Source organism: Ectobacillus sp. OTK, assembly GCF_059698935.1.
In genome coordinates this window covers 1556172-1579694 of record NZ_AP048547.1, presented here as the reverse complement: position 1 = coordinate 1579694, position 23523 = coordinate 1556172, and the positions used below count along the sequence as shown (strand labels likewise).

The window sequence follows — 23523 nt, the reverse complement described above, 5'->3', positions numbered from 1 at the left end:
TAATATATAGAATGTTATTGATTATAGCACAAAAATTTTAACTATTTTAATGTATTCTCCTTGAAAGGAGTTTTTATATCAAGGAAAGCATGAATTCTAAATTGTACAGGAAAAAACTTTTAACATTTCCACACAAAAAAAGTGCAGAAACAATGCTCTGCACCTAGAAGAAATTATAAAAGTTACTCAGCTTTGGTTATGGGATTATATTAGCTTTCCATTACCTATTATTACCTTGCTATATCGCGGTATTACATGCTACGAGCAAGTATACAACATCAGTCTTGCTTATTCGTAACTTCCTCAAACGCGGCAGACACTTTTTCAAACTCCTTGTCGTCCTCAATGTATGACAACTCACCATCATGCTCTACTCTTAAAAAGAAGATGTCAATGTCTTCGTCTGTTTCCTTTTGAATGTCTTCTACAAAACCAACAGCAATATATTCTGCTCCTTCGACATTCATCGTTCCCAGCACTTCAACTTCCTGCTCCTGGTCGTTTTCGTCGCTAAGGATAAACACTTCGCCTGCTTCAATTTTTTCCATATAATACTCTCCTCCATATTCCAAAAATAAAGTATTTAAATACCATATTTACCAACATATCTTTCCATACAAAATTAAATTCATACATATAACCTGCTCGTTGGGCTGCACCGTAGATACCATCTTACTGTTAACAAAATCATGTCAGGACGGTCATGTTTCCGCAATGTATGAAAAGCTTATTAAATATCTTTTTCCAATTGAATAGCAAAAGGATTTTCAGGAAAAATAATCCTATAAAAAATTTAACTCATAGGAGGAAATTACATGGCAAACATATTGGAATCAGTCATTGATGCCATTAAATCAATAAAAACTCAAGATGAACATCAACCTCTTCATGTAGGTGAGGTAATGGCATGTTGGCTATACCTAGAAGGACTTGAATTAGCCAAAGTATCCGTTCAAGCAGCTATAAATACCACGAATGATGATGAACTAAAAGCAATCCTTGAGGAAGATATGAAACTCGGAACCAGTCAACGGAAACGGCTCCATGATTTCATGATTAAGGAAGGAATTACATTACCGCCCTCCCCTGAAGATATGCCAGTATCTGATTCTAACGCTATTCCGCTTGGTGTTAAATTAACGGATGATGTGATTGCCAACGAATTATCTGTAAAAATCATTAGTTTGATTATGCGGGCAGCTGGTGCCGCTTCTGAGTCGGTTCGTACAGATGTCGGTTTATTATTTATACAGTTCCAAGCGGAAAAATTAGATTTTGGGACCCGGTTGAAACAGTTAATGCGTAGACGCGGCTGGATTAAGGTACCTCCGTTTTACATTCCGCCTGGTTCCCCACAACCATTAAAGTAAGAATTTTGTGAGGCTAGCCTCCATAGCTGCGGGGGCAAGAAAATATTGTTCCTATGTTTTGATATTGACCATTCCTTTAAAAATGGATTAATAAATATTGTCTTTTCCAAAAATAAAACTGTTCTCCAGGAGAACTAGAGAATTGCATGATTGACCAAAAAGAAGAAACAGGGTTTCAAAAGTTTGAGGCAAAAGTCTGCCTTGAAGCCTTTTAGCCTGAAAAAACGATGGAACTGTGTGATGCATATGAGCGGTAAGAAAGTACAGGAACCGCAGAAGGGATTGTTCTGCGGTTTCCTGGATGTAATCTGTCTTTCTCGCACCCTTATCATTGTGTTAGGGTTTCTCCCCACACATTCAAAAAGGCAAGCATAATACTATGCTCACCTCTCTCTTACAACAATGCGAATTAGATGATACTTATCGAATACTCAATGCTTACGTTAAAGATGGAATTCTTAACAAAGATTTCAACCTAAAGGTTGTATTACTAATTAAGAATACAGCTCTAATACCCACAATAATTAAGGCAGGAAATAAGCTAAAAAGAGTATTCAAAGTATATCCCTCCACATTAAAGTTTAGTGTTAAGTGTTAACACTAAGATTATTGTTCATCTAAGAAACGAATTTATTCAAGAAAGATTTTTTTATTTAAAAACCGACAATAAACTTTAATAAAGCCGAGCAATAAAAAGACTCTGTACGAACACAAGAATGTAAAGGTGAATGCCTCAGCACTTATCACTGTAATGTGTATAGCTATAGAAAAAGACAGAGAAAAACTTCTTACTGCAGCTTTGTTTTGAGTGGAAATAGACTTCCTCAAAAGAATTTTAGTTAGCATGATAAGTTACTTTGTAAAACAAAAAGCCATCATCTACGATGAAGATGACGTTTTTTATGCACAAAACTCCCCCGGAACCCAATTATAGACCTATTGTTTATCTGGCATTCCAGGTGGATAATAATAAGGGGGTATTTTTAACCATCCTTTTCTTTTCATCACTTGCTTTACCTTTGAACCAAACATCACTTTTTCTGTATGAAACTTTAACCACATGATTCCCAGATTATTTCGAATGGATTGACTTAAATTTGTACTTGTCATTACTATATTGCTGGCTACTTTAACACTAATTAGATTCGCGATTTCAGAATCAGTTGACTTTGCTCCTAATGGTACAGCGTTAGGATTTGAGTCTGGTTTATGTGCTGCAGGCGGTGAGGATGGGATACCCTCTTCTTTCATAAACCTTTCCAGCTGTTCAATTTGAGAGGCAGCTAATTTGATGGAGTCTTCAATCAATGCACGTAATTCATTATCAGTTGTAGTATTTAATGATATTTCCAATGCCGGTATTTCTTCAATTAATGCAGTATGATACAACCAACAACCCATAACTTCCCCAACATGAAGTTTTGATTCTGACTCTTCGTCTAAGTTTCCCTTGAAATAATCGATAAGAGCCTCAAAAGCATTGGTCACTGTATCACCTCCTAACAGATACAGTACCCATTTTTTTGCAAATTATTACAATAATATATTCAAGATGCTGCTTTAGGAAAAATCTTGCTAAGCTAATAAAACAAAAGGGCCAACATTGAATTGTATATGTCAGCCCTTTTTGTTTCTCAAAAACCTTACTATTTTATTGTAGAGAATCGTTCGGAGATGTCATGGCATTAGTTGCAGTAGCTTGTGCTTGCTGAACTTTTTGTTGTGCCATTTTAACATCTTGTTGTTCTTGCTTAACTTGTTGCTGTGCTTGCAGTAATTGTTGCGTTTCCATTTCCAGCTGCTGTTGTGCTTGTAGTAATTGTTGATTTTCTAATTGTAATTGTTGATGCGCCTGTTGAACAGCTTGCTGCGCCTGTTGTAATTGTTGACTTTGCTGAGAGCTGGCAGCTTGAATATTTTGCAGCTGTTGTTCTGCTTGTTGGACGTTCTGAATAGCTTGTTGTAATTGCTGTTGTTGATTTTGCTGATTTTGTTGATTTTGTTGATTTTGTTGTGTCATAAAACAAAGCCTCCGAATAATTATTATTTTGGTACTTAAATTCCCGACAATTATTGTGCTCCTAATAATTTTTTCTATGCTATAACTCAATTGAATCTGCGCAGACTACAGACTGCTTGATACATTTGGTACATAATTCGTCCAGCTTTAGAAAAAACATGCTTTAGCCGTTAGAAGGAACGGTAATTCTTATAAAATAACTTCCTTTAACATCAATAGTGAAGAGTTAATTAGAAATTTGCAGTATATGTATACCTTCGTCCCAATGGAAAAAACTAATCCTGCACGAAACCAACTGCCATATATTTCTCAGTTTCCTTCCATCACAAAATACAACAAAATTGAGGTCAGTATGAAGAAAAAACTTTTTCTTAAGGGAGAATTTAATAAAAATAAATTATATATATATGGAATTCTTAATGTTCTGGTGATTTTCCTTTTAATAATCAGTTCGACTTTTAACATTAAAGGGGGAATAGGAGTTTATGTTTTAATAGTAACTCTTGCATCACTTTTAATAATTTGCATATATCTGCTAATTGAATTTATTATTTTAATTCCTAGTACTACGGCACGTTTAACGAATATATGCATCGGATCAGGTTTGCTTTTGAGCTTAATTTTGATCACGTATGCTAATCTATACCTTCAAATTTATCGAATAAAAGGGGATAAAGCCTTTACGGGCAAACATCTTTCTGGAAACGACTTTCTTTATTACAGTATTACGACTTTTACTACGACAGGCTATGGAGATATTACCTCAATCGGTTTAATTTCTAATGCCCTAGCGGCGTCGGAGATGTTGATGGGTATGATAAGTAACACAATATTCATGGCTGTTTTAACGTCAAAACTTCTTAAAACTCTAAAAAATTAATACAATGCATGTTAGTCTCTCTGAGTTCATTTGAAAATCAACAAAGAACTTTGGTAAATCCAAGCAATAAAAACCCCCCTGTATGAATACAGGGGGTAAAGGTGAATGCCTCAACACTTATCATCATAGAACTTATCACCATAGAAAGTACAAGCACCTATAATGATCAGTAAGATGAAGAGCACAACTATGAGCGCAAATCCGTGACCGTAACCTCCGCAGCCGTAACCGCCATAGCCGTAACTATAAACAGGCATGGAATAACCATAGACTGGAGCTTGCTGAACAGGAGCTACGTTTGAAGCATAAGGAGCATTGTTACTGAATGGTATATTTGCATTTGACATCAATTTAACTCTTCCCTTCGTTTGTAAGGAGAGGCATTTCTGTACGGATATCATATTATACGCCTATAAAGGAAATGTGAGCACGTCTGTTTTTTTATTTGTTAAACTCCTCCGCTATTTCCCCAAAAAGAATTTCCTTCTTTTTGAAAAGGCCGCTCGACTTTATAGCTTTTTGATTAAATTATCGCACCATTCTCTATACAAGTGTTCATATTGCACACCAAATTCCACTATAGAAAGACTGGAGAAAATGGGATCTTTGCATTGGATGGTTCAAGCATTCCTTTAAGCTCAGTCACTTTATCCAAATATGCTGCTAGTTTCTTCTCGTGCTGCTTCTTTACTTCTTGTATTTGTTTAATCATCTTTTCAGGTTCTACCATCCAAGAATTGTAAGCTTTTAGCTTGAAATCATCACGGATATTCGGAAGCTCTCCAGACTCCAGCGTCCATTGTACAACTGCCTCCTTCCCGGCTTCGGTAATCTCATACAGTTTTCGGGCAGGACGGTTTGCATGCTGTTCGATTCCGTGAAGCTTGATCAAACCCTCTTCTTCCATTTTTGCCAATTCAGGATACACCTGATTGCTTCCAGCTTTCCAAAAAGGACCTAATCGATTGTTTATACTGGAATCCTAACAAAAAGCAGTACCGATGGTTCGGTACTGCTAGGCAATATCACGTCTTTGGAATACAAAAAACGCAATAAGAAAGAACACAGCAATATAGAAAAGCAGCACAAAAATAGAAAAACCTGTTTCAGCAAATTCTCCTATATTCATCCTAAGATTTGCGTGCATGACAAACACGTATTTACTCCATTCATACTTGCTTAATAACTGCGCCAACGTTCCTTTCAATAGAAACAGAAGCAAAGTTGTAATCAAAGCTGGACTGCTCGAACGCAGCAAGACAGATAGGCATAAGGCGATTGCGGCAAACAATAGCATTGGAAGAAAATCAAGTATATATGCCTTTATCGTTGCCATCATCATGCTTTCTGTCGCTACTGTATTATTTACGGCAGTCACCACTACCGAGGAAAAAGCAATTCTGCCGTATAAAAATACTCCTTGTATGAACGAATACAGCATAAGAACTGCACTGAGTATCACGTATAGCATAGCAATGGCTGCAATCTTGGCCCACAGAATTTTTGTCCGCGATGCTGAACGCACTAAAAGAAAGTGGATTGTCCCCATACTATGCTCCTTTGAAACAATCGAGCTTGCGTAAAAAATCAGCAACACACCAACAATGCTCGTTAAAACAGAAGCGCTATTCATAAAACCTGATACACTATATCCGCTGTACGGCGGGATATTGTGTGCCAATTGATATTCGCTCACAGCAATTTCTTGGCGCAGCATCTTCGCTGTCGGACTGTCCGTTTGCCCAAACGACCTCAGCTCTTCCTTCTTGCGGGCTATATCAAGTTGCATATCTTCTTTCCAATCTCCTGTCTCTAGCGCCTTCTGATATTCAATATAATCCCAGTTTCCTAGAACAAGCACCGGCAAAAAAAGCAGAAGGAGCGGAACGAGAAATCCTTTGCGCTTTACAATCTTTAATAGCTCGTTATATACAAGCAATGTCCATCTAAACAATGACGTTTCCTCCTGTCATCTCTAGGAACATGTCCTCCAAATTTTGCTTGACGGGTACAATTCCATATACATCAATCTCATGCTGTACAAACAGTCGAACTACTGCCGGAATTTGCTCCTCTGCCACAGAAACTATCAGTGTTTTCTCTTCTATATGGATATCCTCCTGTTTCAACTGAAACGCTTCTGCTAATAAAGCAGCTGCTCTTTCTGCATTCTGCACCTGAAACGCTGTGTATCTCGGCATATCAGCCAGACTATGCTGCTCAATACAGACTCCGTTCTGAATAATGATGACCCGCTCACACATGAGTTCAATTTCTGCCAACAAATGGCTGGAAACAAGAATGGCGGTTCCTTCCTCTTTTGCAATATGCTTTACGTAATTACGCATCTCCCGGATTCCAGCCGGGTCTAATCCGTTTGTCGGTTCATCTAAAATGAGAACAGACGGCTTATGTAAGAGTGCCTGTGCAATTCCAAGACGCTGCTTCATTCCCAAAGAATATGTCTTTACCTTTTTATGAATGGCCTGTGTCAGTCCAACAAGGCGGGCTACTTCATCAATACGCGTTGCATCAACATTTGCTGACATACGGGCGTAATAGGCCAAATTATCGTAGCCGCTGAAAAACGGATAAAATGAGGGCGCTTCTACCATCACTCCAGCTCTCGCAAGCGCCTGTTGCAGCTCATTTTTCACACTATAGCCCTCTATAAAAGCATCGCCCTCCGTGATATGCATCAAGCCCACAAGCATCTTCATCGTGGTTGTTTTCCCCGCGCCGTTTGGCCCAAGCAATCCGACAATTTCACCCTTCTTTAACTGAAAGGACAAGCTTCGAACGAGTACATCATTCTTTATCTTCTTGGTTATGCTCTGGACGTCGAGCACAATTTCTGATTTCATCCGACAATCCCTCCCTTTTCCTATCATACCTTGTCTGCGCAAACTCGTCTAACACACGAAAACACAAATAGAACTCAACCGAGTGAAGACACTAGATAGGTATAATAACAGAGTGTATTGAATGTATGATGTAATTTACATTCGGCTGAATAGTCCAATAACAGGAAAAGTGCATGTAAGCGCTCTATCATTGCTCCCTTTTGTATCTACGAGTCCACTCCGATATGATCAAGCTTTCTGCTTATTCAACTGCATTAGGTATGTCAGCTTTTGCGGTAGAAGGCTTTATAAAAAATGGAATAAAAGCTCCATAAGTTTCAATAATTGTTGTGGAACAATGAAGATTATCCCCCCTTAATTATCAAGGGGGATGTTCTTTTCAAGAATTAACCATACTGTTTTGAATGAAAGAAGCTATCCATTGCCTCTTCTAGTACGCACAGCGCTGGCTTCCACTCTTCAATACCTTGTTTTTCTAAATACAGCAGCAGTCCTTCTGCAATATATTCCCGAGGTGCATCGCTTGCAAATTCCGCTTCAAGAGCATCTAGAGAGGACACAATATTTTCCGCGGCATACGATAATGCCTTTCGCAAATCGGTGATGCTGCTTCGCACGCGCTGCAGCTTTATGTCATCATCTGCTTGTAGAAATTCCTTCATCATCTCCTTTGTTAGTAACGGAGCTTCGTTGCCCATTTGCTTGACTATGCTGTCCAGCCTGTTTACAAGAAAGCGGGCTGTTCTTTCGAAGGAAAGCGGCTTTTGATCTAAAATGATAAGGCCCATATAGCCGTGAATCATTGACAGCAAAAGAACTACACAATCGAGTACATACGCCTCTATTTGCGGACCATACACTTCCCTAAGACGCTTCGTATACCACCTAAACGTCTTGATACGTGTTTCAAAAGCATAACGCTTCAGCTCTTCTGTCATTTGCTGCGGCTGCTCTGTCAATTGCATTCGTATAAATTCCTTGTGCGACTCGATAATAGCAAATTGAATCCGGATTTGTTCAATTAAAATCTCCTTCTCGCTCTCGCCCGCCGTTATGCTTTGCACTTGTTTAAAAGCCAGTTCAGTGTAAAACTTCATAATACAAAACATCAATTCCTCTTTAGAGGAGAAATTATTATAGAATGCTCCTTTTGAAATACCCCAAGCCTCCGTAATTTCTTGGATGGAGGTAGCGTGATATCCTTTTTTCGCAAACAATGCGAGTGCGATTTCCAGCATCTTTATTTTTCTTTCATTCATAATCCGTTCCACTCCTTCCAATTACGAATCATCACGCTATGACCAGTCAGTCATGCTCATTGTACAGAAGCTGCTGTTACAAATCAAACCACACTAAAATTATACAGTATTTATCTATTGTAAATACATGACCCATCGGTTATATTAACCATGTGACCAATCGGTCAAAGAATCTCAAAATATATGCAGGAGGTCCATATCATAATGAATTGGCTGACCCGATTTTCATTAAAAAACACAGCCGCCGTTCTAATTGTTACGCTGCTCATTGCGTTTGGAGGAACATACTCAGCGGCAGGGCTCAAAAAGGAAACGATGCCAGACATTAATATCCCGATCATTGCTATCATTACGCCATATCCGGGTGCAGCGCCAGCCGATGTAAAGGATTTAGTATCCGAACCGCTCTCAAAATCTCTCTCAGGCATACCGGGACTAAAGGATGTGAGCACAACTTCAACAGATAACGTATCAGCAATTATCGCTCAATTTGATTTTTCGGCCAACTTAGACGAAGGAAAACGAAAAATTGAAGAAGCGGTATCGAAGGTGACATTGCCTGAAGGTGTCATTTCTCCGCAAATTACACGCATTAGCTTTGGTTCATTTCCCATCTTGAAGGTTTCATTATCCAATAAAAATGTAACAGATGCGGAGCTGGAGCAGCAAGTACGTGCAAATATTGTACCGAACATAACGACTGTTTCCGGTGTTGGACAGGTAAACATCTCCACACAAAAGGATAGCGGTGTATATGTGCGGCTATTGCCTGATAAACTAAAGGAAAAAGGAATTACCTTCCAGCAGGTACAGCAGCAATTACAAGGAAACAACATGTCCTTCCCAATCACATCATTAACACTTGGCGAACAATCGAAACCAGTTCGTTTATCCGGCCAAATTACATCTGTGGACGATGTGAACAATTTAATGATTCCGATCTTTCCAGATACACAAAAAGGAATGGCCGATACATTTTCACAAATATGACGATTCGTGATGCATTACTGGAAGCAGGCTCAACGCGCTTACGCCCTATTTTAATGACGGCAATCGCGACAGTATGCGCCCTGCTTCCGATGTCATTCGGCCTCTCAGAAGGCGCGCTTCTATCGCAATCATTAGCGATTGTCGTAATAGGCGGACTAGCAACATCAACACTGCTCACGCTTATTGTTGTGCCGGTCGTGTACGAAATGTTTTATCGAAAAGAACGCAAGCAGGAAGAAGGGCTGCGTGAAGCAGTCTAATAAGAAAATCAGCATAGATTACTAATTCTCAAAAGTTATTTATAACAGAATGTGCAGCCAACAGAGTACTTTGGTTCATAACTTCTCAAACATGTATATAAAGAAAGAAGAGGCAGATCAAATGAGCTTGCCTCTTCTTTCTTTATATACATAAACTTTATTCACAAGAAAGAATGTATAGCTGAATCATTATGGTCCATAGGGAGATAACGGCTGTTTTTTATCTCTTTTGCTAAGCTTGTTTTATAGTATGGAGAAAATGTTAACCGTCTTCGCAAAATCAAAACAGCTTATGACCCGTATAATGTATTTCGTTTTCCTCTATACTTCCCCTGCTTAGCTGTATCAGCGAAATGCGGCTTGTGTTCCCTATTTTGTTCCTCACGCATATGATATCACAACACATAATGAAGCGGAGGGGGAAAGAATGGGATTATTTATTAATAATGATGATCATCCTGATGTGTATAAAAATAATAAAATCATTCAAGCATCCAATCAAGGGATTGTACGACATAATCCTTTAACAGAGCTAATGAAGGAACAGCAAAAAGCTAACATGGCTCTTACGAAATCTATTGCTGAGCTTAAAGCACGCTATGAGCAACTAGAAGAAAACAGATTGATTCAGTGGAAGCACGTTATCGACCAAATGAGTGATATCAAAGCTAGCAGCCGTCATCGTGAAGAATTTGAAAGCCAAATGGTTCAACGCTTACACACATTAGATGAAAAAAATAGGCATCTACAAGTAATTTTGGAAAATGAAAATTTATTAAAGAAATCTATCATAGACAACATTCATAGTCTAGGTGAATCTAATCAAGAGATTGTAAAACGCTTGGAAGAAAATGAAGCTGCCCATCAACAGCTCTCTTTGCAGCTCAATGAGCAGCTTGAACTGCAAAAAGAAATAACTGATAAATTGTCAAATCAAGATCAACTTCAAACAGGGATGTTACAACGATTAGACAATCAAGAAGCGTTGACAGAGAAAATCTCCCGCCAACTTAATCATATTCGTTCGATTCTATTTGAACGAACAAATTATTTAGCTACGAAAATCGAAAACGGTTATAAACTAACATCCTCATATGTTTATAAACTCATGACAGGTTCTGACCAACCAATTACCTTTTCCTTGATGAATAGTAAAAAGAAGGAAAATACAAAACATTCCGACTAACAATTCCTAAAATTAAAAAGGCAGGCAATGTGCCTGCTCCTTTATCGATATTTGCTCCGTCTGCGATTACCGGTCTGCTTAAAAAGCTTGTTTTGAACATTAACGTACAGCCCTTTGTTGAACAGCTTTTGGAGCTGTTGTTGAGGAAAGCAAAACCCCGAAAATAACAATCATTCCACCAACAATTTGGTACCATAACAGGGATTCGCTTGTAAACATTGTAGCAAAAGTAGTTGCAAAGACAGGCAGCAGATTTAAGAAAATACCTGATTTTGCCGCCCCGACTCTCGCTACACCTGTATTCCACGACAGAAAAGCAATAATAGAAGCTAAAATTCCTACATAGAACAAGATAAAAATAGACATTGGGGTAAATAAAACATGGACATCCGGCCGATTCAATTCCAGCATACTAAATGGAGTCAGCATGACAATTCCTATAAAAGAGGTAATATACAATGTGCTATTAGTTGGCAATACCTTTGCATACTTTTTAACAATAACTGAGTACAAGCTCCAACAAATAACAGCGATTAACACAAATAAGTCTCCTGTATTAAAAGAGAAAGCTTGCAATGTTCCCAGAGACCCTTTTGATAGGATAAAAATAACACCTGTAATAGATAAGCTTATTCCCGCTACTTGTACAAATGTAAGCCGCTCCTTAAGAACAAAAACAGAAAAAATGGCAATAAATAATGGAGTGATTGAATTCACAACAGCTGCATTAATAGAAGTTGTAAAATGCAAAGAAAAATAAATGATAGTATTATATCCTGCAATACCTGTAACAGTTAAAAGAAGCAGTATCCACTTGTAACTCCACAAAATCTTCCAGTCCGATTTCAGATGCTTCGCCATAAACGGTGTCAGTATGAGAAAAGCAACTAGCCATCTCAGTAAAGAAAATGTAAATGGCGGAAAGTAGTTTGCTCCAATACGCCCTATTACAAAATTGCCACCCCATATCATATTCGCTAAAATCAAAAGGAAATATGCATATCTAGTTTTCGCTATAGTTGCCATAGAAATAAAGTTAACCTCTTTTCTTATCTTGTAATCTCCGATCCGTCCTAAATACAATGTTCATTCTACAAGCTTCTTTCAAATTTACCCTTCTTTTCCACCTTTTCAATGTTTTATGATAGCAAATTCAATAAGCTGAAAGCAACACACCCTATGATTTTGATAAAACTTTATTAAATATACTATAATCCACATTACCTTATTCTAAAAATCTATTAACGGGTTACCTATAGCATATGTAGTACTACTCGATCCTTTCAATTCCCTAGTCATTTTGTGTATTTCTCATCTTCTTAAAGAGTAAGATCATTTGAATCTTATAAATTTTCAAAATTTTACTTGTAATCACCTTACATAATTGTTATTATAATGAACATTGAAAATTATTTAATAATAACAATTATTTAGATAGTAAATTTATTTAAATAATTATGTTATTACTAAAGTCAGATATTTATTCAACAGGAGGTTCTAAATTGGGCAAAAAATTCTCAATATTCTTACTAGGGATACTCCCTTTCATTTCTCAATTAGTGGTATTGCCTTTTGTAAACCGCATTGATCCTATTGTGTTAGGATTACCCTTTCTTCAATTTTGGTTCTTTTTGTGGATTATTTTAACTCCTTTATGTACATTTGGGATTTATCGACTTCAAAAATCAGAAGGGAGCATTGACTAATGCATGGAAATTTGACAGCTTTGTTAATCACCGTATCTATTATCTTGACAGTTGTTTTAATTGGGTTTATAGCAGGACGAGATAAATCTGCAAGAAGTTCTGTAGAAGAATGGTCTGTTGGCGGAAGACGCTTTGGCGGATTGCTGGTTTGGTTTTTAATAGGAGCTGATTTATATACAGCTTATACATTTTTAGGCTTAACGAGCTCAGCCTATGCAGGCGGGAGCCTTGCATTCTTTGCGATTCCTTACTGTATCATAGCCTATTTTGTTTCTTACTTTTACCTTCCAAAACTATGGAAAGTAGCTAATCAATATAAACTAACAACACTGGCTGATTATGCAAGAGAACGTTTTGATAGTAAGCTTCTTTCTTCTATTATTGCTGCTGTCGGCGTATTGATGCTCATTCCCTATATTGATTTGCAGTTGGCTGGGATTCAAGATACGCTTCAGGTAGCTGGAACAGGTTATATTAATGTGAAGGTAGTCGTAATCACTTCCTTCTTGCTAGTTGCACTTTATACATTCTTTAGCGGAATCAAAGGCCCTACCTATACAGCAATCATTAAAGATGTTCTCGTTTGGGCAATTATGTTATTCCTAGTGGTTTCTCTGCCAATTATCCACTTTGGCGGCTGGAGCCCGATGATTGATACATTTGTTAAAGAATCACCGCAATTGCTGACAATCCCTACATCAGGTCCAAAAGGCATTCCGTGGTTCATCACGGCATCTCTCGTTTCTGCCTTGGCATTATTTATGTGGGCACATGGTGCAACAGGAGTATTCACAGCCAAAAGTGCTGATGCGGTTCGCAAAAATTCTATGTTCCTGCCTTTATACAATGTAGTTTTAATCTTGGTTATTTTCCTTGGCTTTGTAGCTTACCATGTGTTGCCGCAAGGAAGCAATCCGCGTTTTGCATTGCTAAATCTTATCCAAGTTTCCTACGGAGGTGTAGCACAAGGATTAGCTTATGCAACCATTGCTCTGGCATCTTTAATTCCGTGCTCTATTATGGCGATTGGTGCTTCTAACTTGTTTGCAAACAATATTTATCGTGATCTAATAAATCCTAACGTAAATGGCACTAAGTTAACTCTTATTACTCGTTCCATGGTATTTGTCGTAATTGGACTTGCGTTATTGTTTGGATTGTTATTCCCTTCAGCATTAGTATCTTTACAGCTTTTAGGTGTTTCAGGAATGGTTCAAATTTTCCCTGCGATTGTTGTGAGTTTGTTCTGGAAAAACCAAACGAAAGAGGCGACAACTCTTGGATTGCTTGTTGGGTTAGCGACAACATTTACTGTATATGGAACAGGCAGTTCATTTGGGATTTATGAAGGCTTCTGGGGGCTATCTGCAAACATGTTAACTATCGTTATTTTGAATCCTTTCTTTGTTGCAAAAGCAAAAAATCAAACAAATTCTGTTAAAGAGTATCTCTTTAACTCATCAAAAGGCATGGGAACAAAAATCAAAAAGGGAGCATAACTGCCATATTTGCTCCCCGATAAATACCTCCGTGAATAATGTTAAAAATGAATGGAAACATAAGACAAAAGGCTAGGAGGTAAGGATAAATATGGGGAGAGAAGCTTCCGTTGCACCAAACTATAAAATTTTGGCTTATTTAACAGCAAATAAGGATCGAAAAGTTACAGGAGCTCCTTTGTTTATGACGCTGAAGGATGAGGAAGAGCTTAAGGAAACAACAGCAGATCTTGCACGTGCATTAAAAGCGGACGTCGTTAAATTAAAAAACAATGATTACTTGATTATCCAAGCTTGATGATTATAATTCAGAAAAATAATCCAACATATTCTTTTATGATACCTCATAAAATGGACAAGGAAGGCAAGCCTTTAGGGAGGAATGAATGTGGAGGGTATAAATGTTCATTTGAGGAATCTTTTTAGTTCATTATGAAGAGAGTTCTATTAACTTATTTTTGTACAGTATTTGGTGCCTTTTTACAAGGCATGTCCATGTCCTTGTTTTTGTTTCCGCACTCTATACCTTCCGGAGGAGCTGCAGGCTTGGCTCTTCTGATGAATCATTGGCTTCATTTATCCCTTGGCTTTTCCTTGTGGTTAGCAAATGTTGTTTTCTTATTTTTCGCATTGAATTATTTTGGATATTCTTGGACGATTCGAACCATCATTTCGGTTGCAACTACCTCGACTACTATTAGCATCCTAACTCCTATGGTTACTCTTCCTCATGTACATATAGCGCTGGATATTTTGGGAGGAAGTATTCTTTTTGGTATTGGAGTAGGGCTGCTCATTCGGGTGGGAGCCTCAAGCGGCGGGATGGTCATCCCGGCACTTATGATTGCCTCCTACAAGAATTGGAGTCCTGGAAAAGTTATGATGGTCATCAATCTTTTAATTTTTCTATTAACCGCCCTTGTCATAGATTATAAAGTTGTGATCTACGCGGTAATTTGCCAATTTCTCTCGACTAATATTATTGATTTTATTTACGCCTTTAAATTTCAAAGAATTAGTACCCTATCTGTAAATCTAAGAAAAAAGTGAGAAGATCCTAATCAAAGGATCTTCTTTTCTTCTAGAAATGATACTATTTTTTTAACAGATTGCTCGATTGTCATTTTATGGGTTTCAATTATAATGTCTGGTTTATATGGAACCTCATAAGGAGAGCTAATCCCAGTAAAATCAAGAATTTCTCCCTTTCTTGCTTTTCTATATAAACCTTTGGGATCTCGGTTTTCACAAACCTGAATAGGGCATTTTAAAAAGATTTCTATAAATTCATCTTCTTCAAACATGTTTCGGACCAGCTCTCGATCCTCAACAAAAGGAGAGATAAAGGCTGAGGAAACAATTTGGCCGCTATCTACAAATAGCTTTGCTACTTCCCCGATTCTTCGGATGTTTTCCTTCCGATCCTCGATCCCAAAACGTAAATCGCTGTTTAATCCATGGCGTATATTGTCACCGTCTAAAACATAACTTCTAAAACCTTGCTTAAACAATTCATGGTCTACTGCGTTCGCTAAGGTTGATTTTCCTGACCCTGATAGCCCTGTAAACCAAAGGACGCAGCTTTTATGACCATTCAGGAGCTGGCGGCTTTTTTTGGTGACAGTTGAATGATGCCAGATAATATTACTCATTTTCTCCACTTCCTACATCCTTTTAGTTGATTGTGTAGATTTCTTTCATCCCTTGAATAAGAACTTCTACTACCTCGGGACGACTGAATTCTTTAGGAGGCTGTTCTCCGTTTTTTAACATTTCTCTTACTTTTGTTCCTGATAAAATCACATGATCCTGTGAATCATGAGGACATGTTTTATTAGATGCCATGTTTCCACACTTTTTACAATAAAAGCTATTTTCAAAAAATAATGGTTTAATCCCTAATTCTTCTTCTGTAAAATTCCTAAATATCTTCTGGGCATCATAGGTTCCATAATAATTTCCCACTCCTGCATGATCCCTTCCCACAATAAAATGCGTACAGCCAAAATTTTTACGGACGATCGCATGGAAAATAGCCTCTCTAGGCCCAGCATAGCGCATAGCTGCTGGAAATACAGACAAAAATACGCGGTCTTTCGGATAATAATTTTCAAGCAGAACCTGATAGCTTTTCATTCGAATTTCACTTGGGATATCATCCGATTTTGTCTCTCCTACGAGCGGATTTAAGAACAAACCATCCACGATCTCTAATGCTGTTTTTTGAATATATTCATGCGCCCGATGAACAGGATTTCGAGTTTGGAAACCAACGATTGTATTCCAACCTAATTCTTTAAACTTTTCCCTTGTTTCACTAGGATCCAAATGATAAGAGGCAAACTTGCTTTTTTCAGGCCTTTTTATAAGGGTAATAGGTCCGGCTATATACACTTCAGGCCGATCGAATAGCTTTTTTACGCCTGCATGGGCCATATCAGTCGTTCTATAGACCATTTCAGCCTCTATATGTTTATCAGGCAAAAACTTTTCTTTTATGTCCATCATGCCATAGATCGTGCCTTTATGAATGAGATTAATCGTTTCGCCTATTTTGAGTGCTGTCGCTTTCTCTTTATCGACCGCTAATGTGATCGGCAAAGACCAAGGAAGCCCATTTGATAGTCTCATATTTTCAACAACAGAGTCATAGTCAGCTTTCCCCATAAATCCTTCTAACGGACTATAACCTCCATTTGCGATTAACTCTAGATCACTTAACTCTGCATTATCTAATTCAATCCCATTAAGAGAAGAATCTTTCATAAAATGCAAGTCCATTCGATTCACCAATTTCCCGCCATGCGGCATACTTTGGCTCACAATATTTCCTCCCCAAACTGACTTTTTTAGGCTTGATGAAGTCCGCACTCTATTTTGGAATGACCTGCCCAACGGCCTGCGCGAAGGTCCTCTTCTCCAGAAACAGGCTTGGTACATGCGGCACAGCCGATACTCGGATACCCTTTTTCGTGCAATGGATTAAATGGAAGCTTGTTTAAATGGATATAGGTCATGATATCTTCCCATGACCAATGAATAATGGGGCACACTTTTATTTTTTGAAACTTTTCATCTTTGTTAATGTATTGGATATTACTCCTTGTAGGGGACTGCTCTCTTCTTAGCCCGGAGATCCATGCTTTTACATTGCTCAATGCTTCCTTCAGAGGGACAACCTTTCTCATATGACAACAAAGATTAGGATTACGGCTCCACAGCTCTTCTCCATACCATTTCGACTGCTCTTCCAAAGAAACCCTAGGTTTAACGAGCTCGATTTGCAATGAAGGGTAACGATTTTTTACTTTTTCAATTAACTCATATGTCTCTGAAAAATGAAGGCCTGTATCTAAGAAAATAATTTTCGCTTTTTTATTCACCTTATAAATTAAGTCGATTAATACGATTCCTTCCGCTCCAAAGCTGCAGGCATAGACGATTTCATCTCCATACCCTTGAAACGCCCATTTTAAAACATCTAGGAAATCCGATTGTTGATCCAAAAGAGCCTCTACCTTCTCTTCATCCCAATTCTCATACGTTAACATTTTACACAATATTCATCCCCCCATTTCTATCCTTCTCTTATCTAAATCCATTGATAAAGTTATACATTCGTTGTTGCTAATAGTAACTTTATTCATATGATTGACATGCCCGTATTGGGAATACGATAGAATCGCCCGGATCCAGGAACCATGGCCGAACACTAACAGATTAGAGCAGTCCTTATATTTATCTAAAAATAAAACAATTCGTTCTTCCAGGTTCTGAATGCTTTCCCCTAAAACCAGTTCCTTTGGGTTTTCAATCCATTTGTTCCCATACTTTTCAATTAGCTTTTCCTTCGGTTGCCCTTCGAAGGGACCGAAATCTAATTCGTCTAATAAACCTTCTGTTTCTGCTTGATAACCATATAGATGTGCTGTCTGATGGGTTCGTTTTAATGTACTAGCTAATACTAAATCAAACGGAGATAATTTTCTGAGCAGCTGCTGATTATCGGCGATTCCTTTATAAAAATCCTCTGTGGGAAGGGCAAGCTCGATATTTCTTCTCCCTTGAAGCCATGTTTTCTTATTCCATTCTGTTGGAAGATGTCTAATTAAGGTAATTTGCATTCGTGCTCCTCCAAATAAAATGTTTCGCTTCTTAAGCCGCAGCGCTGAGCCTCTAGCGCTAATACATCATTTAGTTTCACATTTCCCAAATTCACATTTGGACCAATTTCTTTAATGAAATACATTTGGTGTTTAGGGGTAGGAGCTTCAAAGATGATTTTTGTACTATCAATAGCTTGCAGTAATTCTTGAATCAAATCAGATTTGATGCTGCCGCATTTTTCATAAATACCGGCAGTACCTGAATCCCTTCCCTCTGTAATTACATAATCGCAGCCTGCCTCTAGTAAAAGATTTATTTCTTCCGACCATTCAGAAATGGACATTTCCTGATTTGAATCTTTTGAGCCAACCTCCCCCAGCACATGAAAATCTTTTTTTAAACGAGAAACAAGCTGGAGGCGTTCCCGAAGAGATATATCTAAAGTTCCATTTGAAATTTCCACCCATTCAATTCCTAAATCACGCAAATACACCAGATATTCAGGAATTTTATTCTGATAATAGCATTTTTCAAAAAGTGTTCCCCCGCAATAAGGTTTAATATGATATTCCTTGTACAGATCAATTTTTTTCTTTAGGTTTGGTGTCACATAGGCAGAGCCAATTGCAATTTTGGCTATGTCAATAATGTGGCTGTAATCGGATAAAATATTTTTTAGTTCCCCCATTGGGGTTCCGAAATCGGCTACAGAGGTCAGGCCATGGCTTCTAATTCCTGATGTCCTTTTCGGTAAGTTTAAAAAATCCATCAAAAAAACGCCTCCTTTTTTTAGGATAGATTATTCAAAAATTGGGTGAATGTGTAAATAATGGGCATTTCCCTTATAAAATTGGGTATTTGCCTTGCATAAACTATCATCTTCCTTCAAACAATAGAAAGGCTTATTTCAACAGTTAGGGGGGTACATTCATTGCCAAAGCAAAAACATAAAGGCATGACGATTCTGGCTATCGGTTCAATCCCGCTTATTCTTGTCCTAGGTAATTCTATGTTGATTCCAGTGCTTCCACGAATGAAAACAGAACTGGATGTTTCTCAATTTAAAATTAGCCTGATTATTTCAGTATTTTCGATTGCCGCTGCGATATCTATTCCTATCTTAGGGTATTTATCAGACCGCTTTTCGCGCAAGGCCGTGATTATCCCTGCTCTCATTTTATATGGAAGCGGCGGGCTTTTGGCAGGTGCAGCCGCAGCATGGTTTGCTAATGCCTACATGTGGATTCTCGTAGGAAGGGTTTTGCAAGGGATTGGAGCAGCCGGAACAGCACCGATTGCGATGGCGTTAACAGGAGATTTATTTAAGGGCGGAGAACAAAGCCGCGTTTTAGGTTTAGTTGAAGCCTCTAACGGCTTTGGAAAGGTTATTAGTCCGATTATTGGTTCTCTATTAGCTATTCTCTTCTGGTATGCGGCTTTTTTTGCCTTCCCGATTTTTTGCTTAATCTCCGTACTATTAACGATATTCTTTGTTAAGGAAAAGAAAGATAAACAAGCACATCATACACCTATAGGAAAGTACGTAAAAGGTCTTATATCTGTGTTTAAAACCGAAGGACGTTGGTTATTTGCTGCCTATTTGACTGGTGCTACCTGTTTATTTACTTTATTTGGGATATTGTTTTATATTTCTGATATTCTTGAAAAGGATCATCACATTAACGGTGTCTTAAAAGGTTGTATATTAGCTATCCCTCTTTTATTTATGACAACTACTTCATATATAACTGGCAGTAAAATTGGGAAAAGAATGTCCTTAATGAAAACTTTGATTATTCTCGGGTTGCTGCTGATGACGGCTTCTTTTTCAACACTGGTTTTCTTTAAAAATTTAGTTCCCTTTTTTAGCGTTCTTGTTATTAGCAGTATTGGTACCGGACTTGCACTTCCATGTATTAACAGTTTTATTACAGGTTCAGTCCCTGCTGATCGAAGAGGATTCGTCACAGCATTATATGGATCTGTTCGATTTTTAGGAGTTGCCATCGGTCCGCCTGTTTATAGTGCTTTAATGGCATGGTCCCGCACAGGAATGTTCTTAGTAACTGCTGGTTTAACACTGTTTGCTGGATTGCTGTGTATGATGCTTATCCATGTAAAGAAAAAAGAACCATCCAAAGAAAGTGATACTCTATTTGAAAAATTACAGCTTACATAAAGGAGTAGATGGAATTGCAAATTTATTTTTCACCTGAAGTAATAACTCCGGAATATCAAGTTTTAAATGTAGTGGATGCAACAAATAAAGGTGTAGGGAATGTAGCTTTTTTATTTGACGAAAAAAAGCTGTATGTATATGGAATTTTAGAGGCAGAGGAAGTAGGGGCGGACTTTAAAGATCTAGTCACTCCTTATTTAAGAGGGTTGGCCAAAGCAAAGCCTGGTGTAGATATTTTTTCTTGTTTGTATGTAGGATGTAAAAAAATAAAACTGCACGAGAAAGAAGAAGAAGAATAAAATTCTCTTTTTGGAGTGAATCGATGAATGTACAATGGATTTCTCACGAACACATCGTCATGATTATTACAGCTATCATTGTTGGTACACTAGCTAGAGTGTTCACTGTTAAAGAGGATTTTCGGCAATATCCAAGTTATCCAAACGGCTACATGATTCATCTTGTAACGGGTTTTATTGCTGCTGCATTAGGAGCAGTTGCGATTCCGGCCTTGATGACCAAAAACTTTATAGCTGTTACATTCTTATCCCTTGCTATCCAACAATTTAGGGATGTAAGAAAAGCGGAAAGGGATAGCTTAAAGGATCTAGAAAAAACTGAATACACATATCGTGGAGATGCTTACATTGATGGTATCGCGAAAACATTTGAGGCCCGAAATTATTTCGCTTTAATTGTTTCGCTGGCAGCTGCTATCACAATACAGTTAGTAAATGCTAAAAATGATTGGATTAATGTCTTATCTGGGGTAGTGGTTGGTTTCATCATTTTTTATATCCTTAAAAGGTTCTCAAAGGGAAAAAACATCGGAGATATCGCTGAAGTGGAGGAAGGAACGATTGAAGTCAAAGACTCAGAACTTTTTGTGGATGGAGTCTTTGTATCAAACCTTTTAGGTACAGAGCATGCGTCCAACTTGTTTGAGAAGGAAGGACTAGCTGTTATTATTACTCCTCATGAGGAGCATTTCCGTATAGCCTTAGATAATTTTGGTCAGAGACAAGCGGCATTATTTGAAGCGACAAGAGCAATAGGTCTTAAGCGATATCACTTTACAAGAAGGGATTTTGACAAAGGAAGATTCATTATTGCCCTTATTCCTATCATTAAAGATCGTGATCGCCTAATTGAAGCCGTTAAGAAAACTCCATTGCTCGAAAGCATTAAGAAAAGTAAGTCTGTAATAAATACGAATTTAGTTGGTAAAAAATAAAGACAATGAAAGTCCGGTCAGCAGCCGGGCTTATTCGGTTTAGGTACGGCAGCACGCTGGAATTGGTAATGTCGATTACTTATTAGTGTTTAATCTTTTATTAGGCTCAATACCAGGTGTGATGTTAGGAAGCACCTTATCGTCTAAGCTTCCTACAAAACCTTTAAGAACTATTCTAGCATTAATCATCTTAATTAGCGGATTTAAGCTGGCTGTATAGCGCAGGAACCTCTTTTTAAGGCTAGTAAATGGCATCCCATGAATATTTGTCTGCTTGCAAAGAATCTACCTATAGACACAGAAATATAAGAAGATAGTATTATTTTTCACCTCGGTGTCAATTATAAAAATAACCCATTGGAAATGTACGGGAATATTTTGAGCTGATTGTCTTTGAGGTGAACTATGGAAAAAACAACAGATAAAAAGCAAGTAGAAAGCAACATAGACGAAAATATAGCATATTTACGTCAGGAACTTGGCGTTGGCAAAAATTTCGATATCATTCATTTGGATATGGAATATGCGGAAAAGCGAATGGCGATGTTTCTCGTTGATGGTTTAGTAAAAGATGATATTCTGCATCTTTTAATGAAATTTTTGGCAAAGGTAAAAAAAGAGGAACTCGAAAAGGATGTATTACAAAAACTGCTTAAAACGTATCTCCCCTATGTAGAGATTGATACAATAGATGACTTGAACAAAGTAGTCGATACGGTATTATCAGGTCCGACAGCGCTTATCGTAGATGGCATTGATGAAATTATTTTAATCGATGCGCGCACATACCCTGTCCGAGGGCCGGAAGAGCCGGACACAGAAAGGGTGGTCAGAGGCTCTAGGGATGGCTTTGTCGAGACTATCGTCTTTAATACAGCCTTAACAAGAAGAAGAATACGGGATCGCACATTAAGAATGGAGTTTATGCAGCTGGGACGCCGATCGAAAACCGACATCGTTATCTGTTATATCGAAGACATTGCCGATCCGTCGATGGTAGAAAAAACAAAAGAATTATTATCTAAGATAGATACTGACGGACTGCCAATGGCTGAAAAAACTATTGATGAATATATTTCAGGGAATTATTGGAACCCTTTTCCGATAATTAGATATACGGAACGTCCTGATACGACAGCGGTTCATCTGTTTGAAGGCCATGTATGTATCTTTGTCGACGGTTCGCCATCCGCTATTATTACCCCTGTAACCTTCTGGCATCATCTGCAGCATGCTGAAGAATACCGAAATAAACCGTTATCCGGAGCGTACCTGCGGTTTGTCCGTTATCTTGCGGTATTGGGGTCCATCTTTTTAATGCCGCTTTGGTATTTATTTAATATTGAACCAGGTCTTTTACCCGCCGGCCTTGATTTTATCGGTCCTAACAAGGAAGGTCAGGTACCGTTGCTCCTGCAATTTTTATTGGTTGAGGTCGGAATTGACATGCTGCGGATGGCTGCCATTCATACACCGACATCGCTTGCAACTGCACTCGGACTTGTTGCGGCTTTAATGATTGGACAAGTTGCCGTAGAGGTTGGATTATTTACAAACGAAGTAATCTTGTATTTTTCAATTGCAGCAATCGGCACCTTCGCTACACCAAGCTATGAACTAAGCCTGGCAAATCGGCTTGCCCGCATTGCCTTATTACTGATAACCGCCGTGTTCCACACACCTGGATATATTATTACTGTAACTTTATTTATCATTATGCTAGCTAGAATGCAATCCTTCGGGGTTCCGTATCTCTGGCCATTTATTCCATTTAATTACCGTGCATTTCGTGATGTGCTCGTACGAGCGCCAATTCCGTTAAAGAACCGGCGCCCGCGCATTCTGCATCCTCAAGATCCAGATAGATAATTGAAAAGCGCTGAAAGGCGCTTTTTTATACTTTAAGAAAACCTTCCGTTTTGGAGCATTCTCTAGCAGGCGCGACCTGCTCCCTTTTTAAACAAGGGAA

General features: G+C 38.2%; 26 protein-coding genes and 3 pseudogenes. 15 read left to right on the top strand and 14 right to left on the bottom strand.

Translation table 11 applies throughout. From position 1 onward, the window contains the following. Positions 1-278 precede the first annotated feature (278 nt). Entirely contained in the window at positions 279-548 is a 270-nt protein-coding gene (locus AC6HZ4_RS07755) for a DUF1292 domain-containing protein (protein WP_497494404.1), read from the bottom strand. A 267-nt stretch (positions 549-815) separates the two neighbouring features. Here AC6HZ4_RS07755 and AC6HZ4_RS07750 point away from each other — a divergent pair, with 267 nt between their 5' ends. Beyond that, positions 816-1370 carry a DUF3231 family protein gene (locus tag AC6HZ4_RS07750; RefSeq protein WP_497494403.1) on the top strand — a complete coding sequence of 185 codons (555 nt, stop codon included), beginning with the start codon at positions 816-818 and terminating at the stop codon, positions 1368-1370. Positions 1371-2306: 936 nt separating this feature from the next. Here the strand turns inward: AC6HZ4_RS07750 and AC6HZ4_RS07745 are convergent. Beyond that, a complete protein-coding gene (locus tag AC6HZ4_RS07745; protein WP_497494402.1) occupies positions 2307-2858 on the bottom strand; it encodes a DUF3231 family protein in 552 nt (183 codons plus the stop codon). 163 nt (positions 2859-3021) lie between these two features. Beyond that, complete coding sequence (locus AC6HZ4_RS07740; protein WP_497494401.1) at positions 3022-3390, bottom strand: hypothetical protein; 369 nt, start codon at positions 3388-3390, stop codon at positions 3022-3024. A 352-nt stretch (positions 3391-3742) separates the two neighbouring features. Between AC6HZ4_RS07740 and AC6HZ4_RS07735 the strand changes: the two genes are divergently transcribed. Beyond that, complete coding sequence (locus AC6HZ4_RS07735; protein ID WP_497494400.1) at positions 3743-4270, top strand: ion channel; 528 nt, start codon at positions 3743-3745, stop codon at positions 4268-4270. A gap of 110 nt (positions 4271-4380) precedes the next feature. Here AC6HZ4_RS07735 and AC6HZ4_RS07730 read toward each other — a convergent pair whose 3' ends face one another. The 5 genes from AC6HZ4_RS07730 to AC6HZ4_RS07710 form a co-directional block, all read right to left on the bottom strand. Beyond that, on the bottom strand, positions 4381-4617 hold the full coding sequence (locus AC6HZ4_RS07730; RefSeq protein ID WP_497494399.1) for a YjcZ family sporulation protein: 237 nt from the start codon (positions 4615-4617) through the stop codon (positions 4381-4383). A 230-nt stretch (positions 4618-4847) separates the two neighbouring features. Beyond that, the gene (locus tag AC6HZ4_RS07725; protein WP_497494398.1) at positions 4848-5186 is read right to left on the bottom strand and encodes a PadR family transcriptional regulator; all 339 of its coding nucleotides are present in this window, start codon (positions 5184-5186) and stop codon (positions 4848-4850) included. A 99-nt stretch (positions 5187-5285) separates the two neighbouring features. Then, positions 5286-6224: an ABC transporter permease gene (locus AC6HZ4_RS07720; RefSeq protein ID WP_497494397.1), complete on the bottom strand. Its 939-nt coding sequence runs from the start codon at positions 6222-6224 to the stop codon at positions 5286-5288. Then, positions 6217-7134, bottom strand: coding sequence for an ABC transporter ATP-binding protein (locus tag AC6HZ4_RS07715; RefSeq protein WP_497494395.1), 918 nt, complete (start codon positions 7132-7134; stop codon positions 6217-6219). Before AC6HZ4_RS07715 ends, AC6HZ4_RS07720 begins: the two co-directional genes overlap by 8 nt. 386 nt (positions 7135-7520) lie before the next feature. Continuing rightward, positions 7521-8393 (bottom strand): TetR/AcrR family transcriptional regulator, encoded by an 873-nt coding sequence (locus tag AC6HZ4_RS07710; protein ID WP_497494394.1) that lies wholly within the window; start codon positions 8391-8393, stop codon positions 7521-7523. 183 nt (positions 8394-8576) lie between these two features. Between AC6HZ4_RS07710 and AC6HZ4_RS07705 the strand changes: the two genes are divergently transcribed. From AC6HZ4_RS07705 to AC6HZ4_RS07690, 4 genes and pseudogenes are all read left to right on the top strand, one after another. Then, positions 8577-9383, top strand: a complete 807-nt coding sequence (locus AC6HZ4_RS07705; protein ID WP_497494393.1) for an efflux RND transporter permease subunit — start codon at positions 8577-8579, stop codon at positions 9381-9383. Beyond that, positions 9380-9643, top strand: a pseudogene (locus AC6HZ4_RS07700) (efflux RND transporter permease subunit); the annotation flags it as partial. The gene AC6HZ4_RS07705 and the pseudogene AC6HZ4_RS07700, both read left to right, overlap by 4 nt. A 258-nt stretch (positions 9644-9901) precedes the next feature. Beyond that, positions 9902-10036, top strand: a pseudogene (locus AC6HZ4_RS07695) (BBE domain-containing protein); the annotation flags it as partial. 34 nt (positions 10037-10070) lie between these two features. After that, positions 10071-10829 (top strand): hypothetical protein, encoded by a 759-nt coding sequence (locus AC6HZ4_RS07690; protein WP_497494392.1) that lies wholly within the window; start codon positions 10071-10073, stop codon positions 10827-10829. A 99-nt stretch (positions 10830-10928) separates the two neighbouring features. Here AC6HZ4_RS07690 and AC6HZ4_RS07685 read toward each other — a convergent pair whose 3' ends face one another. Then, positions 10929-11855 (bottom strand): DMT family transporter, encoded by a 927-nt coding sequence (locus tag AC6HZ4_RS07685; protein WP_497494391.1) that lies wholly within the window; start codon positions 11853-11855, stop codon positions 10929-10931. 476 nt (positions 11856-12331) lie between these two features. Here AC6HZ4_RS07685 and AC6HZ4_RS07680 point away from each other — a divergent pair, with 476 nt between their 5' ends. From AC6HZ4_RS07680 to AC6HZ4_RS07665, 4 genes and pseudogenes are all read left to right on the top strand, one after another. Next, positions 12332-12535, top strand: a complete 204-nt coding sequence (locus AC6HZ4_RS07680) for a DUF3311 domain-containing protein (protein WP_497494390.1) — start codon at positions 12332-12334, stop codon at positions 12533-12535. Beyond that, positions 12535-14057, top strand: a pseudogene (locus AC6HZ4_RS07675) (sodium:solute symporter family protein). Before AC6HZ4_RS07680 ends, AC6HZ4_RS07675 begins: the two are co-directional and overlap by 1 nt. Before the next feature lie 68 nt (positions 14058-14125). After that, positions 14126-14332 (top strand): capping complex subunit for YIEGIA, encoded by a 207-nt coding sequence (locus AC6HZ4_RS07670; protein WP_497494389.1) that lies wholly within the window; start codon positions 14126-14128, stop codon positions 14330-14332. Between the two features lie 134 nt (positions 14333-14466). Continuing rightward, positions 14467-15084 carry a YitT family protein gene (locus AC6HZ4_RS07665; RefSeq protein ID WP_497494388.1) on the top strand — a complete coding sequence of 206 codons (618 nt, stop codon included), beginning with the start codon at positions 14467-14469 and terminating at the stop codon, positions 15082-15084. Between the two features lie 11 nt (positions 15085-15095). On the opposite strand, the gene cysC is transcribed toward AC6HZ4_RS07665, so the two are convergent. The 5 genes from cysC to AC6HZ4_RS07640 are packed head-to-tail and all read right to left on the bottom strand — an operon-like array spanning position 15096 to position 18910. Beyond that, the gene (cysC, locus tag AC6HZ4_RS07660; RefSeq protein ID WP_497494386.1) at positions 15096-15686 is read right to left on the bottom strand and encodes an adenylyl-sulfate kinase; all 591 of its coding nucleotides are present in this window, start codon (positions 15684-15686) and stop codon (positions 15096-15098) included. Positions 15687-15708: 22 nt separating this feature from the next. Continuing rightward, positions 15709-16857: a sulfate adenylyltransferase gene (gene sat / locus AC6HZ4_RS07655; protein ID WP_497494385.1), complete on the bottom strand. Its 1149-nt coding sequence runs from the start codon at positions 16855-16857 to the stop codon at positions 15709-15711. Positions 16858-16883: 26 nt separating this feature from the next. Next, entirely contained in the window at positions 16884-17594 is a 711-nt protein-coding gene (locus AC6HZ4_RS07650; protein WP_497494384.1) for a phosphoadenylyl-sulfate reductase, read from the bottom strand. A 3-nt stretch (positions 17595-17597) separates the two neighbouring features. Then, a complete protein-coding gene (locus tag AC6HZ4_RS07645) occupies positions 17598-18158 on the bottom strand; it encodes a histidine phosphatase family protein (protein WP_497494383.1) in 561 nt (186 codons plus the stop codon). Next, the gene (locus tag AC6HZ4_RS07640) at positions 18143-18910 is read right to left on the bottom strand and encodes a phosphosulfolactate synthase (protein WP_497495638.1); all 768 of its coding nucleotides are present in this window, start codon (positions 18908-18910) and stop codon (positions 18143-18145) included. The genes AC6HZ4_RS07645 and AC6HZ4_RS07640 overlap by 16 nt, the downstream gene beginning before the upstream one ends. 186 nt (positions 18911-19096) lie before the next feature. Here AC6HZ4_RS07640 and AC6HZ4_RS07635 point away from each other — a divergent pair, with 186 nt between their 5' ends. The 5 genes from AC6HZ4_RS07635 (at position 19097) to AC6HZ4_RS07615 (ending at position 23423) form a co-directional block, all read left to right on the top strand. After that, positions 19097-20320: an MFS transporter gene (locus AC6HZ4_RS07635; protein ID WP_497495637.1), complete on the top strand. Its 1224-nt coding sequence runs from the start codon at positions 19097-19099 to the stop codon at positions 20318-20320. 8 nt (positions 20321-20328) lie between these two features. After that, a complete protein-coding gene (locus AC6HZ4_RS07630; RefSeq protein ID WP_497494382.1) occupies positions 20329-20619 on the top strand; it encodes a hypothetical protein in 291 nt (96 codons plus the stop codon). Between the two features lie 23 nt (positions 20620-20642). After that, a complete protein-coding gene (locus tag AC6HZ4_RS07625; protein WP_497494381.1) occupies positions 20643-21554 on the top strand; it encodes a YIEGIA family protein in 912 nt (303 codons plus the stop codon). A gap of 61 nt (positions 21555-21615) precedes the next feature. Next, entirely contained in the window at positions 21616-21774 is a 159-nt protein-coding gene (locus AC6HZ4_RS07620) for a TSUP family transporter (protein ID WP_497495636.1), read from the top strand. 185 nt (positions 21775-21959) lie between these two features. Further along, on the top strand, positions 21960-23423 hold the full coding sequence (locus AC6HZ4_RS07615) for a spore germination protein (protein ID WP_497494380.1): 1464 nt from the start codon (positions 21960-21962) through the stop codon (positions 23421-23423). Positions 23424-23523: the final 100 nt, after the last annotated feature.